The sequence below is a fragment of the Sporomusa aerivorans genome (assembly GCF_041428895.1).
GTDB classification, from domain to species: domain Bacteria; phylum Bacillota; class Negativicutes; order Sporomusales; family Sporomusaceae; genus Sporomusa; species Sporomusa aerivorans.
In genome coordinates, this window is the sequence record NZ_CP156926.1 from 1,737,409 (window position 1) to 1,757,161 (window position 19,753).

General features: G+C 48.8%; 17 protein-coding genes and 1 riboswitch. Of the genes, 14 read left to right on the forward strand and 3 right to left on the reverse strand.

Features of this window, described 5'->3' with window-relative positions; genetic code table 11:
• Window positions 1-182 precede the first annotated feature (182 nt).
• On the forward strand, window positions 183-2,309 hold the full coding sequence (cooS, locus tag SATMO3_RS07840) for an anaerobic carbon-monoxide dehydrogenase catalytic subunit (protein WP_371379821.1): 2,127 nt from the start codon (window positions 183-185) through the stop codon (window positions 2,307-2,309).
• Between the two features lie 137 nt (window positions 2,310-2,446).
• On the forward strand, window positions 2,447-3,115 hold the full coding sequence (locus tag SATMO3_RS07845; protein WP_371379823.1) for a CAP domain-containing protein: 669 nt from the start codon (window positions 2,447-2,449) through the stop codon (window positions 3,113-3,115).
• A gap of 69 nt (window positions 3,116-3,184) precedes the next feature.
• Here the strand turns inward: SATMO3_RS07845 and SATMO3_RS07850 are convergent, their stop codons facing one another.
• Window positions 3,185-3,604 carry a hemerythrin domain-containing protein gene (locus tag SATMO3_RS07850; protein WP_371379825.1) on the reverse strand — a complete coding sequence of 140 codons (420 nt, stop codon included), beginning with the start codon at window positions 3,602-3,604 and terminating at the stop codon, window positions 3,185-3,187.
• Between the two features lie 199 nt (window positions 3,605-3,803).
• Between SATMO3_RS07850 and SATMO3_RS07855 the strand changes: the two genes are divergently transcribed.
• The 6 genes from SATMO3_RS07855 to SATMO3_RS07880 all read left to right on the forward strand — a co-directional run bounded on the left by SATMO3_RS07855 (window position 3,804) and on the right by SATMO3_RS07880 (window position 10,699).
• Window positions 3,804-4,649, forward strand: a complete 846-nt coding sequence (locus tag SATMO3_RS07855) for a methyl-accepting chemotaxis protein (RefSeq protein ID WP_371379826.1) — start codon at window positions 3,804-3,806, stop codon at window positions 4,647-4,649.
• Window positions 4,650-4,840: 191 nt separating this feature from the next.
• Window positions 4,841-5,692 (forward strand): YitT family protein, encoded by an 852-nt coding sequence (locus SATMO3_RS07860; protein WP_371379828.1) that lies wholly within the window; start codon window positions 4,841-4,843, stop codon window positions 5,690-5,692.
• Between the two features lie 476 nt (window positions 5,693-6,168).
• The gene (locus SATMO3_RS07865) at window positions 6,169-7,860 is read left to right on the forward strand and encodes an MDR family MFS transporter (protein ID WP_371379830.1); all 1,692 of its coding nucleotides are present in this window, start codon (window positions 6,169-6,171) and stop codon (window positions 7,858-7,860) included.
• A 101-nt stretch (window positions 7,861-7,961) separates the two neighbouring features.
• Window positions 7,962-9,368: a DASS family sodium-coupled anion symporter gene (locus SATMO3_RS07870; RefSeq protein ID WP_371379832.1), complete on the forward strand. Its 1,407-nt coding sequence runs from the start codon at window positions 7,962-7,964 to the stop codon at window positions 9,366-9,368.
• A 126-nt stretch (window positions 9,369-9,494) separates the two neighbouring features.
• A complete protein-coding gene (locus tag SATMO3_RS07875) occupies window positions 9,495-10,043 on the forward strand; it encodes a gamma carbonic anhydrase family protein (RefSeq protein WP_371379834.1) in 549 nt (182 codons plus the stop codon).
• Window positions 10,044-10,063: 20 nt separating this feature from the next.
• Window positions 10,064-10,699, forward strand: a complete 636-nt coding sequence (locus SATMO3_RS07880) for a nitroreductase family protein (protein WP_371379836.1) — start codon at window positions 10,064-10,066, stop codon at window positions 10,697-10,699.
• Window positions 10,700-10,753: 54 nt separating this feature from the next.
• Here SATMO3_RS07880 and SATMO3_RS07885 read toward each other — a convergent pair whose 3' ends face one another.
• Complete coding sequence (locus SATMO3_RS07885; protein ID WP_371379837.1) at window positions 10,754-11,221, reverse strand: hypothetical protein; 468 nt, start codon at window positions 11,219-11,221, stop codon at window positions 10,754-10,756.
• Between the two features lie 263 nt (window positions 11,222-11,484).
• On the opposite strand from SATMO3_RS07885, the gene SATMO3_RS07890 reads away from it, so the two are divergent.
• From SATMO3_RS07890 to SATMO3_RS07905, 4 genes are all read left to right on the forward strand, one after another.
• The gene (locus tag SATMO3_RS07890; RefSeq protein WP_371379838.1) at window positions 11,485-12,090 is read left to right on the forward strand and encodes a DedA family protein; all 606 of its coding nucleotides are present in this window, start codon (window positions 11,485-11,487) and stop codon (window positions 12,088-12,090) included.
• Window positions 12,091-12,228: 138 nt separating this feature from the next.
• Complete coding sequence (locus tag SATMO3_RS07895; protein ID WP_371379840.1) at window positions 12,229-13,380, forward strand: glycerophosphodiester phosphodiesterase; 1,152 nt, start codon at window positions 12,229-12,231, stop codon at window positions 13,378-13,380.
• A gap of 175 nt (window positions 13,381-13,555) precedes the next feature.
• The gene (eutJ, locus tag SATMO3_RS07900) at window positions 13,556-14,371 is read left to right on the forward strand and encodes an ethanolamine utilization protein EutJ (protein ID WP_371379842.1); all 816 of its coding nucleotides are present in this window, start codon (window positions 13,556-13,558) and stop codon (window positions 14,369-14,371) included.
• A gap of 135 nt (window positions 14,372-14,506) precedes the next feature.
• Complete coding sequence (locus SATMO3_RS07905) at window positions 14,507-15,589, forward strand: hypothetical protein (protein WP_371379843.1); 1,083 nt, start codon at window positions 14,507-14,509, stop codon at window positions 15,587-15,589.
• 58 nt (window positions 15,590-15,647) lie between these two features.
• Here the strand turns inward: SATMO3_RS07905 and SATMO3_RS07910 are convergent, their stop codons facing one another.
• The gene (locus tag SATMO3_RS07910) at window positions 15,648-16,805 is read right to left on the reverse strand and encodes an iron-containing alcohol dehydrogenase (RefSeq protein ID WP_371379844.1); all 1,158 of its coding nucleotides are present in this window, start codon (window positions 16,803-16,805) and stop codon (window positions 15,648-15,650) included.
• A 286-nt stretch (window positions 16,806-17,091) separates the two neighbouring features.
• Window positions 17,092-17,293: riboswitch (cobalamin riboswitch) on the forward strand.
• Between the two features lie 99 nt (window positions 17,294-17,392).
• On the opposite strand from SATMO3_RS07910, the gene SATMO3_RS07915 reads away from it, so the two are divergent.
• Complete coding sequence (locus tag SATMO3_RS07915; protein WP_371379845.1) at window positions 17,393-18,427, forward strand: nicotinate-nucleotide--dimethylbenzimidazole phosphoribosyltransferase; 1,035 nt, start codon at window positions 17,393-17,395, stop codon at window positions 18,425-18,427.
• Window positions 18,428-18,524: 97 nt separating this feature from the next.
• Entirely contained in the window at window positions 18,525-19,745 is a 1,221-nt protein-coding gene (locus SATMO3_RS07920; protein WP_371379846.1) for a PocR ligand-binding domain-containing protein, read from the forward strand.
• The last annotated feature ends 8 nt before the right edge of the window (window positions 19,746-19,753 follow it).

Genomic DNA, 19,753 nt, shown 5'->3' on the forward strand with positions numbered 1-19,753 from the left:
GTCTTACTATAGCAGATAGGTTAGTTTGGGGCAAGAGTTAATATGAGGGACTGATCGAATTACCGGCAAATGGATATGCTAAGTCTGCTTTATCTTATTATTGCCGCCGGCGGCCCGGTAATAAAAAATGTTTTTTAGTAACAAACTATGTCCAGATACACCCAAAGGAGGTTATAGCAGCCATGTCCAAAGATACTTTAATCCGCAGCGAGGATACCACCAGCGGCGGTGATGTCGAATCAGTTCTTAACAAAGGAGATGCCAGCGGCACAAATAACCCGGACGATCATTTTGATGTTCACAAAAATGCTAAAAAGTATTATGAGATCGAAAAGGTTCCCGATTCTATGCCTGAGGTACATAAATGGCAGCGTGAGCATATTAAAGTACATGATCAGGGCAAAGACGGCTTTCCGCTCAATGTAATTATTGACCCGGCCATGCGGGAGATGTACCAGCATGTGCATGCCCAGGGACTGACCAACGTGTTTGACCGCTTTGAGCAGCAGGAGAAAATCCGCTGCAGCTTCTGTTCTTCGGGTCTGTCCTGTCAGCTTTGCGCCAACGGTCCTTGCCGTATCAGCCCCAAAGCGCCGCGTGGCAACTGCGGTGTTGACGCTCATGTTATGGTCGCCAGAAACTTTGTTTACCGGCATGTTACTATTGGCGCTTCCGCCAATATATTTCACGCCCAGCAGGCGGCCCGCACCTTAAAAGCCGCTGCCGAGAAACCGGAAAGCGGCCTTAAGATCCGTGACCCGCAAAAACTGCAGAAATATGCCGAGATGGCTGGTTTAAACAGCCATGAAGACATTAATAAGGTAGCTGTCAACTTTGCCAACTGGGTACTTGAGGATATGGGCAAGCCCTATTGGGAGGAATCAGCAATGGTTCAGACCTTTGCCCCGCCCAAGCGACAGGAACTGTGGCGCAAACTCAACGTTTTTCCCGGCGGGGGTTTTAGTGAAGTCGGTTTTGCCCAAACAAAATGTATGACTAATCTCAACGCCGATCCGGTTGACTTTTTGCTGACATCGGTGCGGCTCGGCGTAATTAATGAATATCAAGGGTTGTTTGCTCTGGATATTCTGCAGGAAATCCTGATGGGTACCCAGAAAATACGCGCCGCCAAACAAAATATGGGTCTCTTAAAGAAAGATATGGTTAATATCATAACAAACGGGCATATGCCTTTAACCGCCCATATTGTTGTCGAACTGGCATCCACGCCTGAGTGGCAGGAAAAAGCCAAACAAGCCGGCGCCAGCGGCCTGCAGGTACTCGGCCATGTCTGTGAGGGCCAGCAATTGTTAAACTACAAAGATACCGGCGAAATGAGCGCCTATGGCGGTCAGGAAGGCGAGTGGCTGAGTGAAGAGTATCTCTTTGCCACCGGTGCCGTTGATTTATTTATGTTTGATTACAACTGCACCATCCCCACCCTGCCTTTATATGCCGAGCGCTTCGGGACAAAAATGGTGAGTACGCATGAAGTCATTCGCATGCCGGGGACTGAAGTGGTCGAATTCAAACCGGAGGAAATGAAAAAACAGGCCGAAAAAATCCTCGGTATGGCCATTGAGGCATACTCCAAACGCAAGGCCGAAAATCGCGAAGTATACATTCCGCCCCATGTATCGGAAGGCTGTGTGATCGGGTTTAGTACCGAGTCTGTCCGGGATGCGCTGGGAGGTTCCTGGAAGCCGCTGATTGATGCAATTGCCGCCGGTAAGATTCGCGGTATTGCCACAATCGTCGGCTGCACAACTGCCCGGTATGGACAAGGCGGCAGCAATATTTTCCGTATCACTAAAGGCTTAATCGAAAAGGACATCCTGGTATTATCCGGCGGCTGCACTTCGTCGGTTATGCAATATACCGGCCTAACCAACCCGCAGGCGGCTGAAGAATGCGGTCCTGGTCTGAAAGAAGTCTGCAAAGCGCTGGGGATTCCGCCGGTGCTTTCCTACGGCGCCTGTGTAGATATTGGCAAAATGACGCAAACTGCCAAAGAACTTGCCGATGCCCTGGATGTTGACACTAATAAGCTGCCGCTTGTTATCGGGGCGCCCGAATACCTGGAACAAAAGGCGGTTGCTGACGCCTGCACGGCGATTGCCTTAGGCTGGCTGGTGCATGTGGCGCCGGTGCCGTCTGTTACCGGCAGTGATGTCGTGGTTAAGGTGCTGACTGAAACTACCGAAACGCTGGGTCTGGGCAAACTCACGGTTGAGACAAGCGCGGACAAGACGGTGCAGATTTACGTTGATCATATTGAAAAGAAACGCAAAGAACTGGGGCTTAATTAAAGGCAAATAGAGATAAAACGTTCGCCGGTACTGCAGCTCGTTTTTGACAAATATTATTTGATGCTATCTCTGCTAAACTAAGGTATAATAGCACTTGCGAAAGCATGGTTCTTCAATTTTAAATAAGGAGTGACACAGTGAAGAAATCCCGTAGACTTATGGCCGCCATTTTGACCGCCGTGTTTATTGGTATGGCTACTGTGCCAGCGGCAGCTGCCCCGACCCTGTATTATTCCACAACGCAGCAATTGAAGACTTACCAAAAGTATAACAACTGGCTGATCAGCAAGGGTTACGAGCCTTATAATCTTGTACCGGCCCCAGCTTCGCAACCAAAGCCGGTTCCGTCGCCGACTCCGGCTCCAGCTTCCACTCCCGCTCCCCAGCCATCAACAACCGGTACGGATGCTTTACTAACCGCGCCGATAACTGCTCAGGAAAAGCAAATGGTCAATCTTGTCAATCAGGAGCGGACCAGCCTCGGTTTGAAAGCATTGACGGTTGACAGCCGGTTGCTAAAGGTCGCCCGGATGAAGAGCATGGATATGATTAATAACAACTACTTCGGACACCAGTCGCCGGTATACGGTTCGCCTTATGACCTGATGAAGTTCCAGGGTATCACGTATAAGACGGCTGCCGAGAACATCGCCGGCAACTCTTCCGTTACGGCTGCTCATACCAGCCTTATGAATTCGTCCGGTCATCGTGCCAATATCCTTAATGCCAACTTTACCCAAATTGGTATCGGGATAATTAAAGGTGGACCGTATGGCCTGATGATAAGTCAGGAATTTATTGGCTAAACAGAACAAGCATGTAAACAAACGCTGAGGGTGTTTTGTTTACATGCTTGGTTTTTTAGTGATTTATATTTAATTGGCTGCTGAGGCGAGCGGATAAAGCAGAAGTTCCTCCTTGTTAATCCGTTCTTTAATGGCAGCCGCTATTTCCTTTAACTCGGTCAAAAAGGCCGGGGCATTGGCATTAATCTTTACCGAGCTTAAATATTTTCCTTTAAAGTTGTTAAATACGGTAACCAAACCGCCCATCTCCCGGGAAAATTGCTGGCTAAGCTGACGGGTTTGTGCTTCATTGACCTTGAGCAGCCGGGGATAAACGAATCGGTCCTCGTTGGATAAGTGAATATTGATTTTCCCTGACAACTGTCCCAAGAGCAGAGAAATGGCAAAAGCGTTTTTCTCCACTTGCTGGGGAGTAGAATATGCGTCCAGCTTGTCTAAAAGTTCCACAATATCTTTGTGCTGTCTTGTTAAATTTGAGATATCAGCCATTAGTAAAGCCTCCTCGAATTCTTTTGGTGCTTTCAGTATAACTCTCATTTATCGCCCAATATGTGAGCCAGGTCACATATTTTGGAATTAATTATGAAAAATAGTCGATTACAGGCAATGAATAAGGTATAATATTGAATAATTGGAAGAAATTTGCCGGTGGACATGGTTGGACACTGGGTGGAGGAGGGGGCTATAAATGCAAGCGGAAGCACAAAAGACCGATATAGAAAAAATTTTGGCGGCGTTTAATTTATTTGCACCATACCTGAAGGAATTATTTGAGGATGATGTCACCTTATCTGTCACAGATAAAGAAAAGTACCTTAAGATATTGCATAGCGCAAGTATTAAAGTCAGTGTGAACGACGGCGACAGGCTGCCGTCCGGTGCAGCTTCCCTGCAGGCTATTATGCAGGGAAAAACCAGATCGATGGTGATTTCCAAAGAAGTAGTCGGTATTGATGTCCGGTCGGTTGATGTGCCGGTAAAAGACGAAACCGGTACGGTAATTGGCTCAATAGGAATTGCCAAAAGCTTAAACAGGCAGCGTGAAGTGTATACGCTGGCCAATACGCTGGCCGCCTCGCTTAAGCAGATATCAGACGGTATCGGCCATGTGGCCGCCGGTGTGCAGGATTTGGTTAATTCCAACAAAGAACTGCTGCAATACACGGATAATGCCAGAAACGATACCCAAAAGACGGACGAAGTCATTACTTTTATTAAAAATGTAGCCAGTGAGACCAATCTCTTAGGACTTAACGCCGCCATCGAGGCGGCCAGGGCCGGGGAACAAGGCCGCGGTTTTAGCGTAGTGGCTGAGGAGATACGGAAACTTTCAAGTTCCAGTCATGAGAGCATCAGCCAAATTAATGCCATTTTGCAGCGGGTCCAGACACAGGTGATCCAAATTTCCCGCGGCATCCATAAGGCTAATTCGGTAGTTGAGGAACAGGCCGCTGCAATCGAGGAAATTACTGCCTCCATTGAGGAACTTAGTGCGTCGGCCACGATCCTCGAAGGGCTGGCCAACAAGCTGTAAAGCCTCTGTATGTCGTGAGTCCGTACAAAAAAAGATAGGTTTATTCTTTCTGACCGCTGTGCTGGGGACTGGGTACGGCGGATTTTTATTGACAAAGACTCTGCACACATGGAGTTGGCGAAAATGTGATACTATGATAAAATTCGAGTGAGGACAATTAAATAGTTATTTAAAAACGAATGGGGGAACATATGCGCGATACATTTTACCAATATTTATGGGTGGCAGTTGGGTGCTTGATTTGCAGTTTTTCCATCAATGCTTTTCTGGTGCCGCATCATCTGTTGAGCGGCGGGGTCTCCGGGATCGCCATTATTTCTTATTTCCTTTTCGGCTTACCCATCGGTGTACAGGTTTTCTTGATGAATATTCCTTTACTGTATGCCGCCTACCGGTTGTTGGGCAAGGAGTACACGGTTGGCACCATTTATGGGACCATTCTATTTTCGCTGGCAATTGATGCCACAAGTTTTGCCGCGCAATATAATTTGATCGACGACCCTATCATTTCAGCAATTACCGGCGGGATTGCCGCCGGCATTGGCAGCGGTATGATCTTTAGGGTTAATGGCAGCGCGGGTGGTTTGGATATCGTAGCAGCCATTGTCAAAAAATATTATTCACTCAATTTTGGGGCTGTGGGTTTTGCCATTAACTGCGTAATTATGTTTGTGGCCGCATTGTTGTTCGGTCTCAAACTGGCGATGCTTACTTTGATTTCCATGTTTATCAGCGCCAATCTTACTGACAAAGTTGTCGAAGGCTTCAACCGGCGGAAAACGGTTTTTATAGTTTCTTACAATACCGATAAAATTGTCGACGCTATCTTAAAAGAAGTCGGGCGAGGCGTAACCATCCTGCATGGCCAGGGGGCTTTTACCCGTCAGGACAAACAGGTGATTTTTGTTGTCGTCAGTCTTACGCAAATCGCCAAAATCAAACAGCTTGCGCATGCGGCCGACCCGCAAGCCTTTATGATTGTACAGGATGCCGCCGAAGTAATGGGACGGGGCTTTACTTTGCCGGGTGCTAAAGGTATGTAATATGAAAATAAGCTTTTTCAATAAATTTAGTAGATTTGATTGAAAATTTTGCGGATGTTATGTATAATATATGTATAACGGCCAACCAACCAGAATAACTTCCTGGCAGGACCAGAAGGACAGAACTTTTCGAGTCAAAAGGAGAGTTCAAAAATTCTGGAGGACAGCTACGCCCGGGAAGCTCCTTCTAACCGGATGTCCGCCTCAAATAAAACGGAGGTGCATTCGTGTGAACGGGCAGGAATTAGCATTATTGGCAGTGGTGGGTATTGGTTGGGTTTTGGCGCTCTATCATCAGTCCTGCAAGCTTATTGAAGCAAACAATAAAAAAGATTAGCAAAAGAAATAGAATCATCAACTGGGCATTATGCCAAGTTGATGATTTTTTTGTCCTGTCTGAAAGTATAACTCTCCTTCAATAAGTAGGAAACGCCAATCCTGGAGATGATATGACTACATAAAGTAATTACATCGTTTTGGGAGGCATTAATCTGGAAATCGAAGTACAACGCAAGATACTGCTATTAGGATTATTTTTAGGACTTTTCTTTTCTTCGCTGGATCAGACTATTGTCGGTACGGCAATGCCCCGGATCATCGGCGAACTGGGCGGCTTAAGCATCATGACCTGGGTTACGACTGCTTATATGCTTACTTCGACAACTGTCGTGCCGATAGCCGGCAAATTGGCGGATTTGTATGGCCGGCGGATTGTGTATGTTGCCGGTATTATCCTTTTTATGCTGGGCTCTGCTTTATGCGGGACGAGTAACAATATGACGCAACTGATAGTTTTTCGCGCCTTGCAGGGGATTGGCGGCGGGATTATGATGCCATTGGCGATGACAATAGTCGGCGATGTCTTTCCCCCCGAGCAGAGAGGCAGATGGCAGGGGGCGATGGGCGCTTTGTTTGGCTTATCCTCCGTTGTAGGCCCCGCTATCGGCGGCTGGATAGTGGACTATTCCTCCTGGCAATGGGTTTTTTATATTAATCTGCCAATTGGGGCGCTGGCTGCTATAACTATTCACATCGGCCTTATGGGGGAAAAACGGTTTGTTGACAAAGCGATCATCGATTACGCCGGGGCTGTGGCGCTCATTATTGCGACGGTGAGCATGCTGCTGGGCTTTAACCTGGGCGGTACGGATTTTCCCTGGCTGTCGTGGCAGATACTGGGCCTTTTAACAACGGCGGTAATTGCCTGGATATCTTTTACCTTTATTGAGCAACGGGCGGAAGATCCTATTCTAAGCCTGACGCTTTTTGAAAATCGCACTTTTACAATCACCAATATCGTCGGTTTTTTGATGGGGCTGGGTATGTTTGGCGCCATGATGTTCCTGCCGTTATTTTTACAGGGGGTTGTTGGCGTCAGTGCAACGTCGTCAGGCAATACCATGATCCCGATGATGTTTGCCATGATTTTGACAAGTGTTGTTGCCGGCCGCATTGTGACCAAGGTCAGTTTTCGCACTATGTTTACCGCCGGCATGGGGCTTATGACGCTAGGCCTCTATCTTATGAGCACCATGACGGCAGCTACTACGCAAACGGCGGCCATTTTATATATTGTTATCCTGGGACTGGGGATGGGCGTAATCATGCCCACCGTTACCATAGCCGTCCAAAGCGCGTTTCCGCCGGAACAGCGTGGCGTCGCCACGTCTGCTACCCAATTTTTCCGCAGTATTGGCGGTACTCTGGGGATGACTGGCCTGGGAGTGGTATTTAACTACCATTCGCGGTCTGTTATGGCCCAGGAGTTCTTTCCTGTGCTGCAGGGCAATGCAGCCCTTGCGACAGGAGAGTTGGGAGCCATGCTTGACAAAGCGCATACCGACCCGCAAAGTTTGTTTAATATGCTGTTAAGCCCGGAGGCGTTGCAGGTCATTCCTGCCGGGGTGCAGCAAGCCTTGTTGCCGCCGCTGAAGATTGCATTAGCAGACTCACTGCAGTTGGTTTTCTGGGTAGCGGCGGTTATTGTGGCTGCCGGTATTGTTATAAGCCTGTTTATGGGAGATGCCAGAGTCAACGGTAAAACAGACAGGCCGGCTGCCGAGGAGGCCGGAGTGCTGTTGTTCGCCGAGGGCTTGGCGGCGGAGACTGAGTTGGCTGCTGAATTAGTTCCCGACCTGATCCAGGGTAAGAACGATAGTAAAAAGTAAGGACATATCAATCCAGATTTAACTATAAAAGGATTTTGTCAGCAAGACAGAGAAAAAGTAGAACTGTTATAGTTTGGTATATTTCTGGGGAGATGAGTCTCTTGAATTTACGCTTTGCCAAAATAGCAGCGCTGTTTAGCGTTGCCTGCTTATTTTTTGTCCTGCCGGTGCCTGCTGGCTTAAGCGCTACGGCGTGGCATTTATTCGGGGTATTTGCGGCGCTAATCCTGGGGCTGATATTGCAGCCGTATCCGGAGCCCACTTTGTTGCTGGTGGTTACCACCTTAGCCAGTATATTTGTTTTGCCGATCAAGGAAATACTGGCGGGCTATACAGACGGAATGCTGTGGCTGACGCTTGTCGCCATGATGATAGGCACAGGCCTGAAAAAATCCGGCCTGACCCTGCGACTGGGGCTGCTGTTAATTAGCCGCTTTGGCAAAACAACCCTGCGAATCGGCTATATTTTAAGCTTTATTGATTTGCTGCTGGCTACCAGTACGCCGGCGTCGCCCGCGCGGACCGGCGGATTGGTGTATCCTTTGGCTGAGGGGGTTATTGATGCCGGCAGTTCAGGCAATGGGGCAGGCCGGCAGCGGACAGGCGCCTATTTTACATTGCTGGCTTATATGGCCAGTATGCTTACCGGCGCGCTGTTCATGACCGGGATGGGGCCTAATCTGATAAATGTCAAGCTGGCGCAGGATGTGCTTGGTATAAGTATCAGCTGGCCGCTATGGACTTTGGCCGCCTTACCGGGTTTTATCGGTTTTTTGCTGACGCCTTATATTATCTATAAGCTGTGTCCGCCTGACACAACTGCCATGACTGAGGTAAGAGCCAGGGCCACGCGGGAACTGGCCGGCATGGGCGGCGTCAGCACCAGCGAACTGATTGCGGCCGGTGTGTTTGCTACCATCCTCATTCTCTGGTCGACGAGCACGGTGACCGGGATTGACAATACGCTGGTGGCTTTTATCGGGATAACGCTTATGCTGGTGCTGGGGGTTTTGGAGTGGAACGACCTGGCCGAGAGTAAAGAGATGTGGTCCTTTCTCATCTGGTTCGGGGCTATCTTAGGATTTTCGGCAGCCCTGACCAAACTGGGTTTCTTTAGCTGGTTTGCCGGTATCATCAAACTGCTGCTGCCCACCACCGGTCTTAATCCCTATTCCATCCTTCTCCTGGTAGCTGCTTTGGCTATTGTGCCGCATTATTTCTTTGTTTCATACACAGGCTATGTGGTAGCATTTTCGCCGCTGATCTTTTCCTTTGTAGCCGCTACTGACATACCCCGATATCCGGCTTTTTTTGTATTGGCTTATTTAATGATTATTTCCTGCACCCTGACTCACTACGGTAATGCATTAGGACCTCTCTTAATGGAAAAAGGATATAATGACAAAAAGACCTGGTGGGGAGTGGGCACATTACTGACCGTGCTGCACGCCGTATTGTATCTGACCGTCGGCGTGGCTTACTGGAAATTGATTGGCCTGTGGTATTAGCAGGATTTTTGCTGGTTAAAAAAAGGAAATTTTAAATGGTAAGCGAATTAACTAAGGACCAGTGAATATTGAAAACAAAAAATTCGTTAGGAATAATTACACTTAGTCAAGGAAAGGGGCATAGTCATGATTGCAGAATTTGAAGGAATTAAACCAACTATTCATGAAAAAACTTATATAGCGGACGGAGCAAAGGCCATTGGCGCAGTCACTATGGAGGAATTTAGCAGTTTATGGTACAACACGGTTGCCCGCGGCGACGTAAACCGGATTCATATTGGCAGGTATACCAATGTGCAGGATAACAGTGTTGTTCATGTAGCCGACTCACATCCAACCATCATCGGTGACTATGTCACTGTGGGACATAACGCCATTATTCACGGCTGCACAATCGAAGATCATTGCCTTATTGGCATGGGCGCAGTTGTCCTGAATGGTGCGGTAATCGGCAAAGGCAGCATTATTGCCGCCGGGGCCGTTGTCCGTGAAAACCAGATTGTGCCGCCGCATTCCCTGGTTGTCGGTGTCCCCGGCAAAGTCGTGAAATCAGTGACTGAGGAGTGGGACAGTATTCACGCTCAGGCCTTGAAATACAAAACCCTGTGGACGGAACGCTATAAAATCATGCCCGATGCAGGCGGGGAACGCTATCATGGGGAAAAAATCGTATAATTGTCAAGGAGGGTGCTAACATGGAATTGGAATTTATTAAGAAACGCCATAGTGTACGGCAGTTTACCGATGAGCAAATCCCGGAGCAAACCATCAGGGAAATCATCAAAGCCGCGACCTGCGCGCCATCCGGAAAAAACCAGCAAAATTGGCATTTTGTCGTGATTACCGATAAACAGAAAATCGCCGAGATAGCCCGGCTGGTTGAGGCCAAAAACACCGAACTGAGTACATATTTGCGCGATGAGGCCAAACTTAAGAGTTTCAAAGGCACTGTCGGTTATCATACTGTTTTCAAAAATGCGCCCGTGCTGGTCCTCGTCTATGCCGGCCCTTATGAAACCATTGCGGATATGCTGCTGGCCGACGGTGTTATGCCCCGGGAGGAGGCTCTGCAATACGGCAAACAAAATCCCGGTATTCAAAATATTGCCGCCGCCATGGAGAACCTGCTGCTGGCTGCCGCCAGCTTAGGCTACGGGACTTGCTGGATGACCGGCCCCACGTATGCCGCCCGGGAAATTTCCGACTATATAGGTTTTGCCAAAGAGGGGTACTATTTGGCAGCCATGACACCGCTGGGGGTCCCTGCCAATGCAAAAGCAACAGGCACGCCGCGCAAGCCGCTCGAAGACGTGCTGACAATTATTAATTAAAGAAACAGAAAACGGGCAGAAAGTGCTGCAAAGCATTTCATGCCCGTTTTTTTGCTATTCAACCGTGACCCATAAATCAACGGCCCTGGCGGTTTCTGTGCTGTTTGGAATGATCTGAAGTTTTCCCTTGCCGGCCTTTACGGCTGTAAAGACTGCTTTGCCGGTGCTTTCCTGATTGGTGTCCTGTTTCATAATATCGCCCCAAAAATTATCGCCTGATGATGTGAATCTGGTAGTCTTGGTAACGCCGGGGGCAGGCTGAAGTATCAGTCTTTGCCCAACCTTCATTTTGAAGTTGTTGGCAGAAAGCTGTACTTTATCGGCAGCGCCGTAATTATAGGTTACGACAACATCATTTGTAGGCGTCGGGACTGTTTGCCCGTCAGGGGGGGTTACAGTGTGCGGCGGCTGGGGCTGAGGCTCTACCGGGGTGAGATTATTGGCGCAGCCTGCCAGGAGGACGGAAAGCGACAGCAACAGTACAGGGAGAATACAGCGGATTTTGCAGAAATGTTTTTTCATATAAACCTCCTCCGATATGAAATCCAAGATTAATAATAGTATGGGGCGGCTTAACAATATTTATAACGCCGCCAGCCATGTAAATAGTGTGAGAACCGTATGACCGGGATTTTTAGCCGACGGCTAACCTGCAGATGAGGTTAGAACCCCACCTGAATCTCAGTCTTTTTTTTACGGTCGTTAAGCATACTATTATTTAATATTGCCGGAAACAATAGTATTTGTGCAGCAGTAATTATAGGAAAAATGGAGCTTGGTCGCAGATGGAACAAACGGCATTCGCCTTGGCAAATACAATGGGGGGGAATATCTATGCAGCGATTTTTGCCGCCTTGCTGCTAACCGGAATTGGCTTTCCCTTCCCCGGTGAATTGACATTAGGTTTTACCGGTTATTTGCTTTTTACCGCTCAGGTAAATTTTTTGCCTGCTGTTATTGCCACTGCAGCAGGCGACTTACTGGGAGCATTACTCGGCTATGGGATTGGTTTTTTTAGCAGATCGCAGCTGGTTTCCCGCTATTTATCTTTTCTTACACCCTCAGCCGGCAAAATGATGGCGGTAACTGGCTGGCTTGAAAAGTATGGCATTTTGGCTATCCTGTGTGGCAGGCTGCTGCCTGTCGTTCGCGGGGCTGTCCCCATCCCGGCCGGTTTTGCAGCTATGGATATAAAAAAATATGTTGTCGGGAACATTTTTGGCTCAATTATTTGGTGCAGCGTTCTCATTTACCTGGGCTTTTTTCTGGGGCATAGCTGGCAGCAGATAGCCGGGTTTGCGAGCCGGTTCGGGCTGGCAGCCGCCGGCGTTTTAGGCTTGGGGCTGCTGGTATGGAGGTTGCGGCGTTATAAGCAAAATGAGGCTCCGTGATATATGCTATAAGGATTACGCTGTCCCTGCTAAAATTGTGTTAATATAAAGATAATCTTCGCATAACAATCCCCAGGTTTTTCCACAATATAATCTAATTAGCACTGGCAATATTTCAAAAACAAGGGGGAGAGTAAGATGATTATCAGCAAAAAATACTGGCAGCGTTTCCTGGCGGCAGGCCTGGCGGCAGCGATGATGGCAACTGGAGGGGGTGTGCTGAAAATGAGCTCGGCTGAGGCCAAAGCCATTCCGCAAATTTTTGACTTTGAGGCCCATCGGGGCGGGCGGGATGCCCGGCCGGAAAATACGCTGATAGCTTTTGCCTATGCCATGGAACTTGGCGTAACGACGCTGGAGATGGATATGCAGCTGACCAAAGACGGCAGGGTGGTAATCAGCCATAATCCTTTTATGAATGCCAGCCTGGCTAAGGGGCCGGACGGTTCCTATGTTACTCCGGGCAAATATGATATCCGCACCATGACGCTAAAAGAGATAAAACGATTTGACCTCGGGACCATGAATCCGGCCGCCGGGGATTATTATGAAGGTCATGGTAAAACGCAGTTGTCTTTTCCCGGAGCTGCCATGCCGACGCTGGAAGAAGTATTTGAGTTAGCCAATGCGTACGGTAACGCAAATATTATGTTTAATATTGAGACAAAGTCCTATCCTGATCCGGCTTTTCCGGAAGCAAAAAACAATCCTGACCCGGCTGTGTTTGTAAAAAAAGTACATGAAATCATTAAAAAATACCATATGGAAAATCGGGTTATGCTGCAGTCTTTTGACTGGCGGACCTTGAAAGAAATGAAGAAGCTGGATCCCAACATTACCCTTGTGGCGTTAACCTGTGAACAGCCATCCTGGGGTCGTGACAGCATGTGCCGGCAGGTGGGCGAGCCGGGAGCCTCGCCGTGGATGGGAGGCATAGATATTGACGCTTACAAAGGCGACTATGTGAAAGCGGCTAAAGCGGCCGGCGCCGACATTGTGTCGCCCTACTGGGAGGAATTGTCGCAGGAACTGGTAAGCGAAGCCCACGGGTTAGGCATGAAAGTTGTGCCGTGGACTGTGAATAATCCGGTCAAAATGAATATGCTGATCGACATGGGCGTGGACGGTCTCATTACCGATAAACCGTGGATACTGCGTGAGGTGCTCTTAAAGCGGGGAATTGCCGTCGCCGAGCCGACAGTTAATGTTAACAGTCCTTATCATACCGGCACGGCCATTGTCGCCGGCGATACCAAAGTACTGGCAAAAGGCGGCGACTCGGCCGAATAATGGATCTTGATATGAAAAAAAGCTCGCTGGTTTTCGCCAGGGAGCTTTTTTGCGCAAAAAATTAAAATATCCTGTCAGATTTTTATGATTATGGTAACAGGTATTTGCTTCTGATGCGAGGAATCAAACAAAAACGGATTTGCTTAATGAAGGGGTACTCCAAGGGGGTTAATTAATGGAAGCCTATGAAAAAATCTATAGACTTAAGGAACTGATTGAAACTAAGACTGCCGCTGATTTACCCGGCCCTTATAAGGTCGGGGTGGACCTGGGAACCGCTGATGTTGTGCTGGTGGTTACCGATGAGGCCGGTAATCCGGTTGCCGGCAGTTTGCGGTGGGCTTCGGTCGTAAAAGATGGCCTGGTTGTAGATTTTCGCGGCGCCATGACGATTGTTGAAGAGTTAAAGACCGAGGTTGAGGCGATTATGGGTGTTACTTTAGACAAAGGCGCCACGGCCATTCCACCGGGCACCGTCGGCCGGAATGCCGCCGCCTGTGGTCACGTTATTGCCGGCGCCGGTCTGGAACCTGTATGCCAGGTGGATGAGCCGGTGGCTGCCGCTAAAGCTCTCAATATTTCGCATGGTATAGTGGTCGATATCGGCGGCGGTACAACCGGGATAGCCGTCTTGCGGAGCGGCGAACTGGTTTTTACGGCTGACGAGCCAACAGGCGGCACGCATGTGTCGCTGGTTCTGGCCGGCGCCTACAAAATTTCATTTGAGGAAGCAGAGCTTTTAAAACGGAATCCCGCCCAGCACCGTAAAATTATGCCGGTTATTATGCCGGTCATAGAGAAAATGGCGACAGTGGTCAAAGACATGCTGGCCGGCAAAGAAGAATTCGCGGACTATCCTGTTTACGTAGTTGGCGGCACGGCGTATTTAGAGGGATTTGAAAAGGAATTCGGCACAGCCTTTGGCCGCGAAGTTCATGTTCCGCCCCATCCCTTGCTGGTTACACCTTTAGGTATTGCTATGTTTGGCTAAAGAATAGAACATATTTAACAGGGTTAATCACATTCTTGCGCTTCTTAGCTTGAACTGCAGGATAAATGAGACGTACATGGAATAAAGCACAAGCCAGATGCTGGTGCTTTATTCTTTTGTGTGGAGGGATGCATTATGTTGACAATGCAGGACTTATTAGTAGCTATCGGTGTTGTAATCAACGCATTGCCGGGAGGGCTTTACGCATTGACTTTCGGTTTCGCCTCTGTCCCGACGGCAGCCGGTTTTATTATAGGTGCTGTCGGCTGTGGCTTGCTGGGCGTCGTGACCCCCATATCTTTTCAGGCGGAGACGCTGACGTTAGCGGGAACCATGGGGCGTACCGTTCAGGAAAGAATCTCTATGATATTCCTGGAGGGTGTTATTCTTCTTGCCGTGGGACTGATGGGGTTGTTTAAGGTTATTGTCGGCTTTATCGGACCGGTGATTACCAATGCTATGATGGCCGGTGTTGGTATTGTCCTGGCCAGGGTAGCTGTCGAGATGGCTGCCAGGAATCCCTTTGTTGGCGGTGCGTCTATTCTCGCCGCTGTTGCAACTTATTACCTAACGGCCAACCCGGCCGATAAGCTGGTTTATACGATTGTAAGCTGTGTGGCTGTTTCCTCGCTGGTTAGTGTTTTTCTTAACAGGCGGCAGCCGCTTGCGGTTGACGCAAGCCGTGAACGCTTTGTGCTGCAGAAGCTGGCGTTTAACAAAACCGTTATCCGCGGGGCGCTGGGGTTGAGTGCTCTTAACGTGGGGGCCAATATTGCCTTTGGCAACATTACAGCCCAGACACTGGCTAAAACCGAGATCAATCTCGATCATCTGACAATAATCAGCAGTATTGCCGACATAGTAACTTCGTTGTTTGGCGGCGCACCGGTGCAGGCCATTATTTCCGCTACTGGGGCTGCGCCTCACCCGCTTGCCGCCGGTGTTCTCATGATGGTTATCATGGCCGCTATTCTAGCAACCGGCTTGTTGGTTAAGATTGGCAAATATGTGCCGAATGAATCTATCGCCGGTTTCCTGCTGGTACTGGGAGCTATTGTTACCGTACCCATTAATGCCAGTCTGGCTTTAAGCGGTGGGATCGAAGGTCCGGACAGCATTGTCGGCGGCGTTACCATGACAGTTACTGCCATTGCGGATCCATTTATCGGGATGCTTGCCGGCTTGCTGGTAAAATTCTTAATCAACAGCCTGGGGTAGAAGATGAAAAGAAGAGTGAGGTCTCTGACGCTTAGCGCCAGGGAGCTCACTCTTCTTCTCACAATATAGACCGGTAAATGGCCTCTATATCCTGCTGGGTGCCTTGGCGGGGGTTGGTCAGGCAGCAGACGTCTTTAAGCGCATTTTCGGCAAGCTTTGGTATGTCTTCGGCCTTAAAGCCGCGCAATTCCTGGAGTTTCGCCGGTAATCCCAGTTCTTGGTTTAATCCTTTTATGTGGGCGATAAAGCGTTTGGCGCTGGTTTCCGCCGACAAGCCCTGCGTATCAATGTCGGCGGCATGGGCCAGATCGGCGTATTTGGTTACGGCTGCCGGCAGGTTAAATTCCATAACTGCCGGTAACAGGATGGCATTGCACAGTCCGTGCGGCAGATTATAAAAGCCGCCAAGCTGATGCGCCAGGGCATGTACATATCCCAGGCTCGCGTTATTGAAGGCGATTCCCGCCAGGTATTCAGCGTAAACCATGGCTTCTCTGGATCTTAAATCGTTGCCGTCGCAGTAGGCTGTGGCCAGATTGCCGACAATTAGCTCAACAGCTTTTACCGCTTTGCAGTCGGTTACCGGTGTGGCGTTTGTCGACACATAAGCCTCGATGGCATGAGTCAGCGCGTCCATGCCGGTGGCTGCCGTCAGACCAGGCGGCATACCGGTCATAAGTTCGGCGTCGCTGACGGCAATGATGGGAGTGACATGCCAATCGTTAATTGTCATTTTTACATGACGTTCTTCATCGGTGATGACACAGAAGCGGGTCAGCTCGCTGCCTGTACCGGCCGTAGTATTAATGGCGATAAGCGGCGCTGCCCGTTTCTGGGATTTGTTTAAGCCTTCGTAATGAGCGATTTCGCCGCCATTGGTAGCTAAGAGCGCAATAGCTTTGGCGCAGTCGTGAGGCGAGCCGCCGCCAAACGAAATCAAAAAGTCGCAGCCGTTATCCCTGAGGAGTTTTAGCCCGTAATTGACCTGATTCACGGTGGGGTTGGGAGAAACATCTTTGTAGATTATATAAAATATACCTTCCTCGTCAAGTAGTGCCAGGAGTTTGTCAATCAAGCCGGTCTCGACAAGAACCTTATCGCTGACGATCAGCGCTTTGCGAAACAGCATTGGTTTGATGTAACTGGTGATTCGCTCCGTGCAGCCTGTTCCCAGTATACTAATCGGTGTCATAAAATATTCAAAGATCTTTTTCATTGACCACAGCCCCCCTTTTCCTTTAAGTTCTTAAAAACAATAACACCGTTTTTTTATTTATGCAAGATCCCGGACGGCAGTTGGCGCGATGTCGGCAATAAAGTGACAAATCACAACAACTGACAACCATATGGCAGATACCGTAACAGGCTATGTCAGTAAGAGCAAGACCGGGGAAATAGTACTTTTTTGGCCAAATGCTTTAACATCTTGCGACAAGCTCCAAAGTGGTAGACAGCAGAATGCTTTAGGTGTAAAATTGAGCCATCAAAGAAACAACAAATTTAATATATGCCACCATACAGGTGCCTCTTATCAGATAAGAGGAGAATAGGGAAGTTCGGAAGGATTGCTCACAATCCTTAAACGACGCGGTCGCGCCACTGTAATCGGGGAGAAATATCCTACTATGCCACCGGGAACCGGGAAGGCCAGGATGTTTTTATGATCCGTAAGCCAGGAGACCTGCCTGTCTTGGCTGTTATTTACCCCCGCGCCAGGGGTAGTACCGGAAGGACAGGATTTTAAGAAGATAAAACCCTAGCCCTTTTGGGCCAGGGACTTTTTATTTTAAAGGGGGAAATGGCATGAATTATCGGAGTGCAGTAGACGAACTGGTGGATGGTGCAGCAAAACCGGTTAACAGTCTGGGGCTGTTAGAAAAAGTATTTAAAAAAATGTTATTGGCTTGGGGTACGATGCACCCGGAAATTAAACCCTATCATTTGATTTTTGCCGCCGATAACGGAGTTGTGGAAGAAGGCGTTGTTACCTTTCCGGATGAGATCACCTACCTGCAGGCGCAAAACATGGTAGACGGGCGAGCCACTATCAGCTGCTTCTGCACGGCTAATCAGGTGCCTTACTCGGTCATTGACATTGGTATTAAAAATGAAAAACGGGTAGGCATAGACCGGCGGGTGGCAGCCGGCAGCAAGAACTTCATGAAAACCGAAGCCATGACGCGGGACGAATTTGCTAAAGCGTGGCGTATCGGTCAGGAAATGGTGGGGTATGCCGTGGACCAACATGGTGCTAACCTGATTTCCTTTGGGGAAATGGGCATCGGCAATACAACAACTTCGTCGGCTGTGCTCCATGCCATGACCGGTATATTACCCGAATTTGTTGTTGGCTACGGCGCCAGCGGTCCTAACAGCGATGTGCTGAAAAGAAAATGTGTGGTTGTGGCCAAAGGCGTGGAGCGGCACCGCGAAACCTTCAAATGCATTGAAGATATTCTCCGCTGTGTTGGCGGTTTTGATATTGTGGCGATTTGCGCGGGAATGACCGAGTGTGCAAACCGGAAAATTCCGTTTGTGATTGACGGTTTTATTACGGCTGTGGCATTTGCTTGCGCATCCCGTATTCAAAAAGAGGTTGAAAACTTTGGCTTGCCTTCCCATCTTTCCAAGGAACCGGGGATGAGCTATGCCATGATCTTAGGCAATATCCTGGCCGATGATGTTCCTATCCGGGCAAACATGGCCTTGGGAGAAGGGACCGGAGCCATTTTAATGATTGGTATGCTTAAAACCATGGCTTATACCATGTATAATATGGCCAGACTCTCTGATTTCGAATTAAGTAATCCGCAATCAGAGCAATTGGCAGCCATTTAGCGACACTTTTTGACGATTGTCTGCGCGCTTAGGCAGGAATCGGCAGCTGGAACAGCTAAAATAACCTCTTACGAAAGTGTTCGCAGGGGGAAATATAGTGCAAAACTATAAACGGTTTGTTTTGTCGGAAATTGTTAATACCCAGATACTGCAGGAGATTCAGGACAAGTTTTCGGAGACTACAGGCATTTCAGCTGTTGTGGTTGACGCCGATGGCAAACCTGTGACCAGACCCAGCAAATTTACCGAGTTTTGCGATTATGTCCGGTCCTTTCCCATAGGATTAGCCCGCTGCATGGCCTGTGATGACCGGGGTGGCCGCGCCGCCGTGGAAAGACAGCGTCCGGTCGTGTATCACTGCCATGGCGGGCTGACCGATTTCGCCGCGCCCATTATTGTGCAAAACGAGTATGTCGGAGCGTTGCTGGCCGGACAGGTCGTTTTACCGCAGCAGGGGTATGATGCCAAAGAGGAAATGTTTAACCGCTTATTGCCGGCGGGCATGGATACCGCCATTTTGTCAGACTTGTTTGACAAAGTGGCCATTATTCCGGAAAACCGGCTTAAAGCGGCTGCCGATTTGCTGCATATCATGGCCAACTACATTGTGGAAATGAGTGTAACCAATGTGGTGCAGCAGCAGTTGATGGAAGAACTTAAAGCCAAGGCGGAACTGGAGAACTTACTGCGGGCTGCCGAAATGAAGGCTTTGCAATCTCAGATAAATCCCCATTTTCTGTTTAATACACTCAATACCATTGCCCGCTTGTCATTGCTGGAGGGGGCGGAACGCACCCAGGAAGTTGTCCACTCACTTTCCGACTTGCTGCGCAATAATTTGCGGGCTATAGAAGAGATGCGCACTTTAGAGGACGAAATCAAAACCATCGATGACTACCTGACAATTCAGAAGGTGCGTTTCGGGGACCGGATTCAGGCTGCCATTGCCGTACCGTCTGAATTCCTGAAAACATCGGTTCCGGCCTTTAGCCTCCAGCCGCTGGTGGAAAACGCCATTATCCACGGACTGGAACCAAAAAAGGAAGGCGGTCATATCCGGATCAGTGGGCATACTGAAAACGATAACATAGTCATTAGGGTGTCAGATACCGGTGTCGGAATTTCAGAAGACAGAATTGGAGCCATTTTTCGCAATGAAATGCGTTCCCGGAAAGGGCATACAACCGGACTCGGAGTCATTAATGTCCATAAGCGTATACAGCATTACTTCGGCGATCAGTACGGCATTCATATTGAAAGCAGAATCGGTAAGGGGACAGATATCTATATTACCTTGCCGCCGTCCGATTACCGATAAAAGATAAG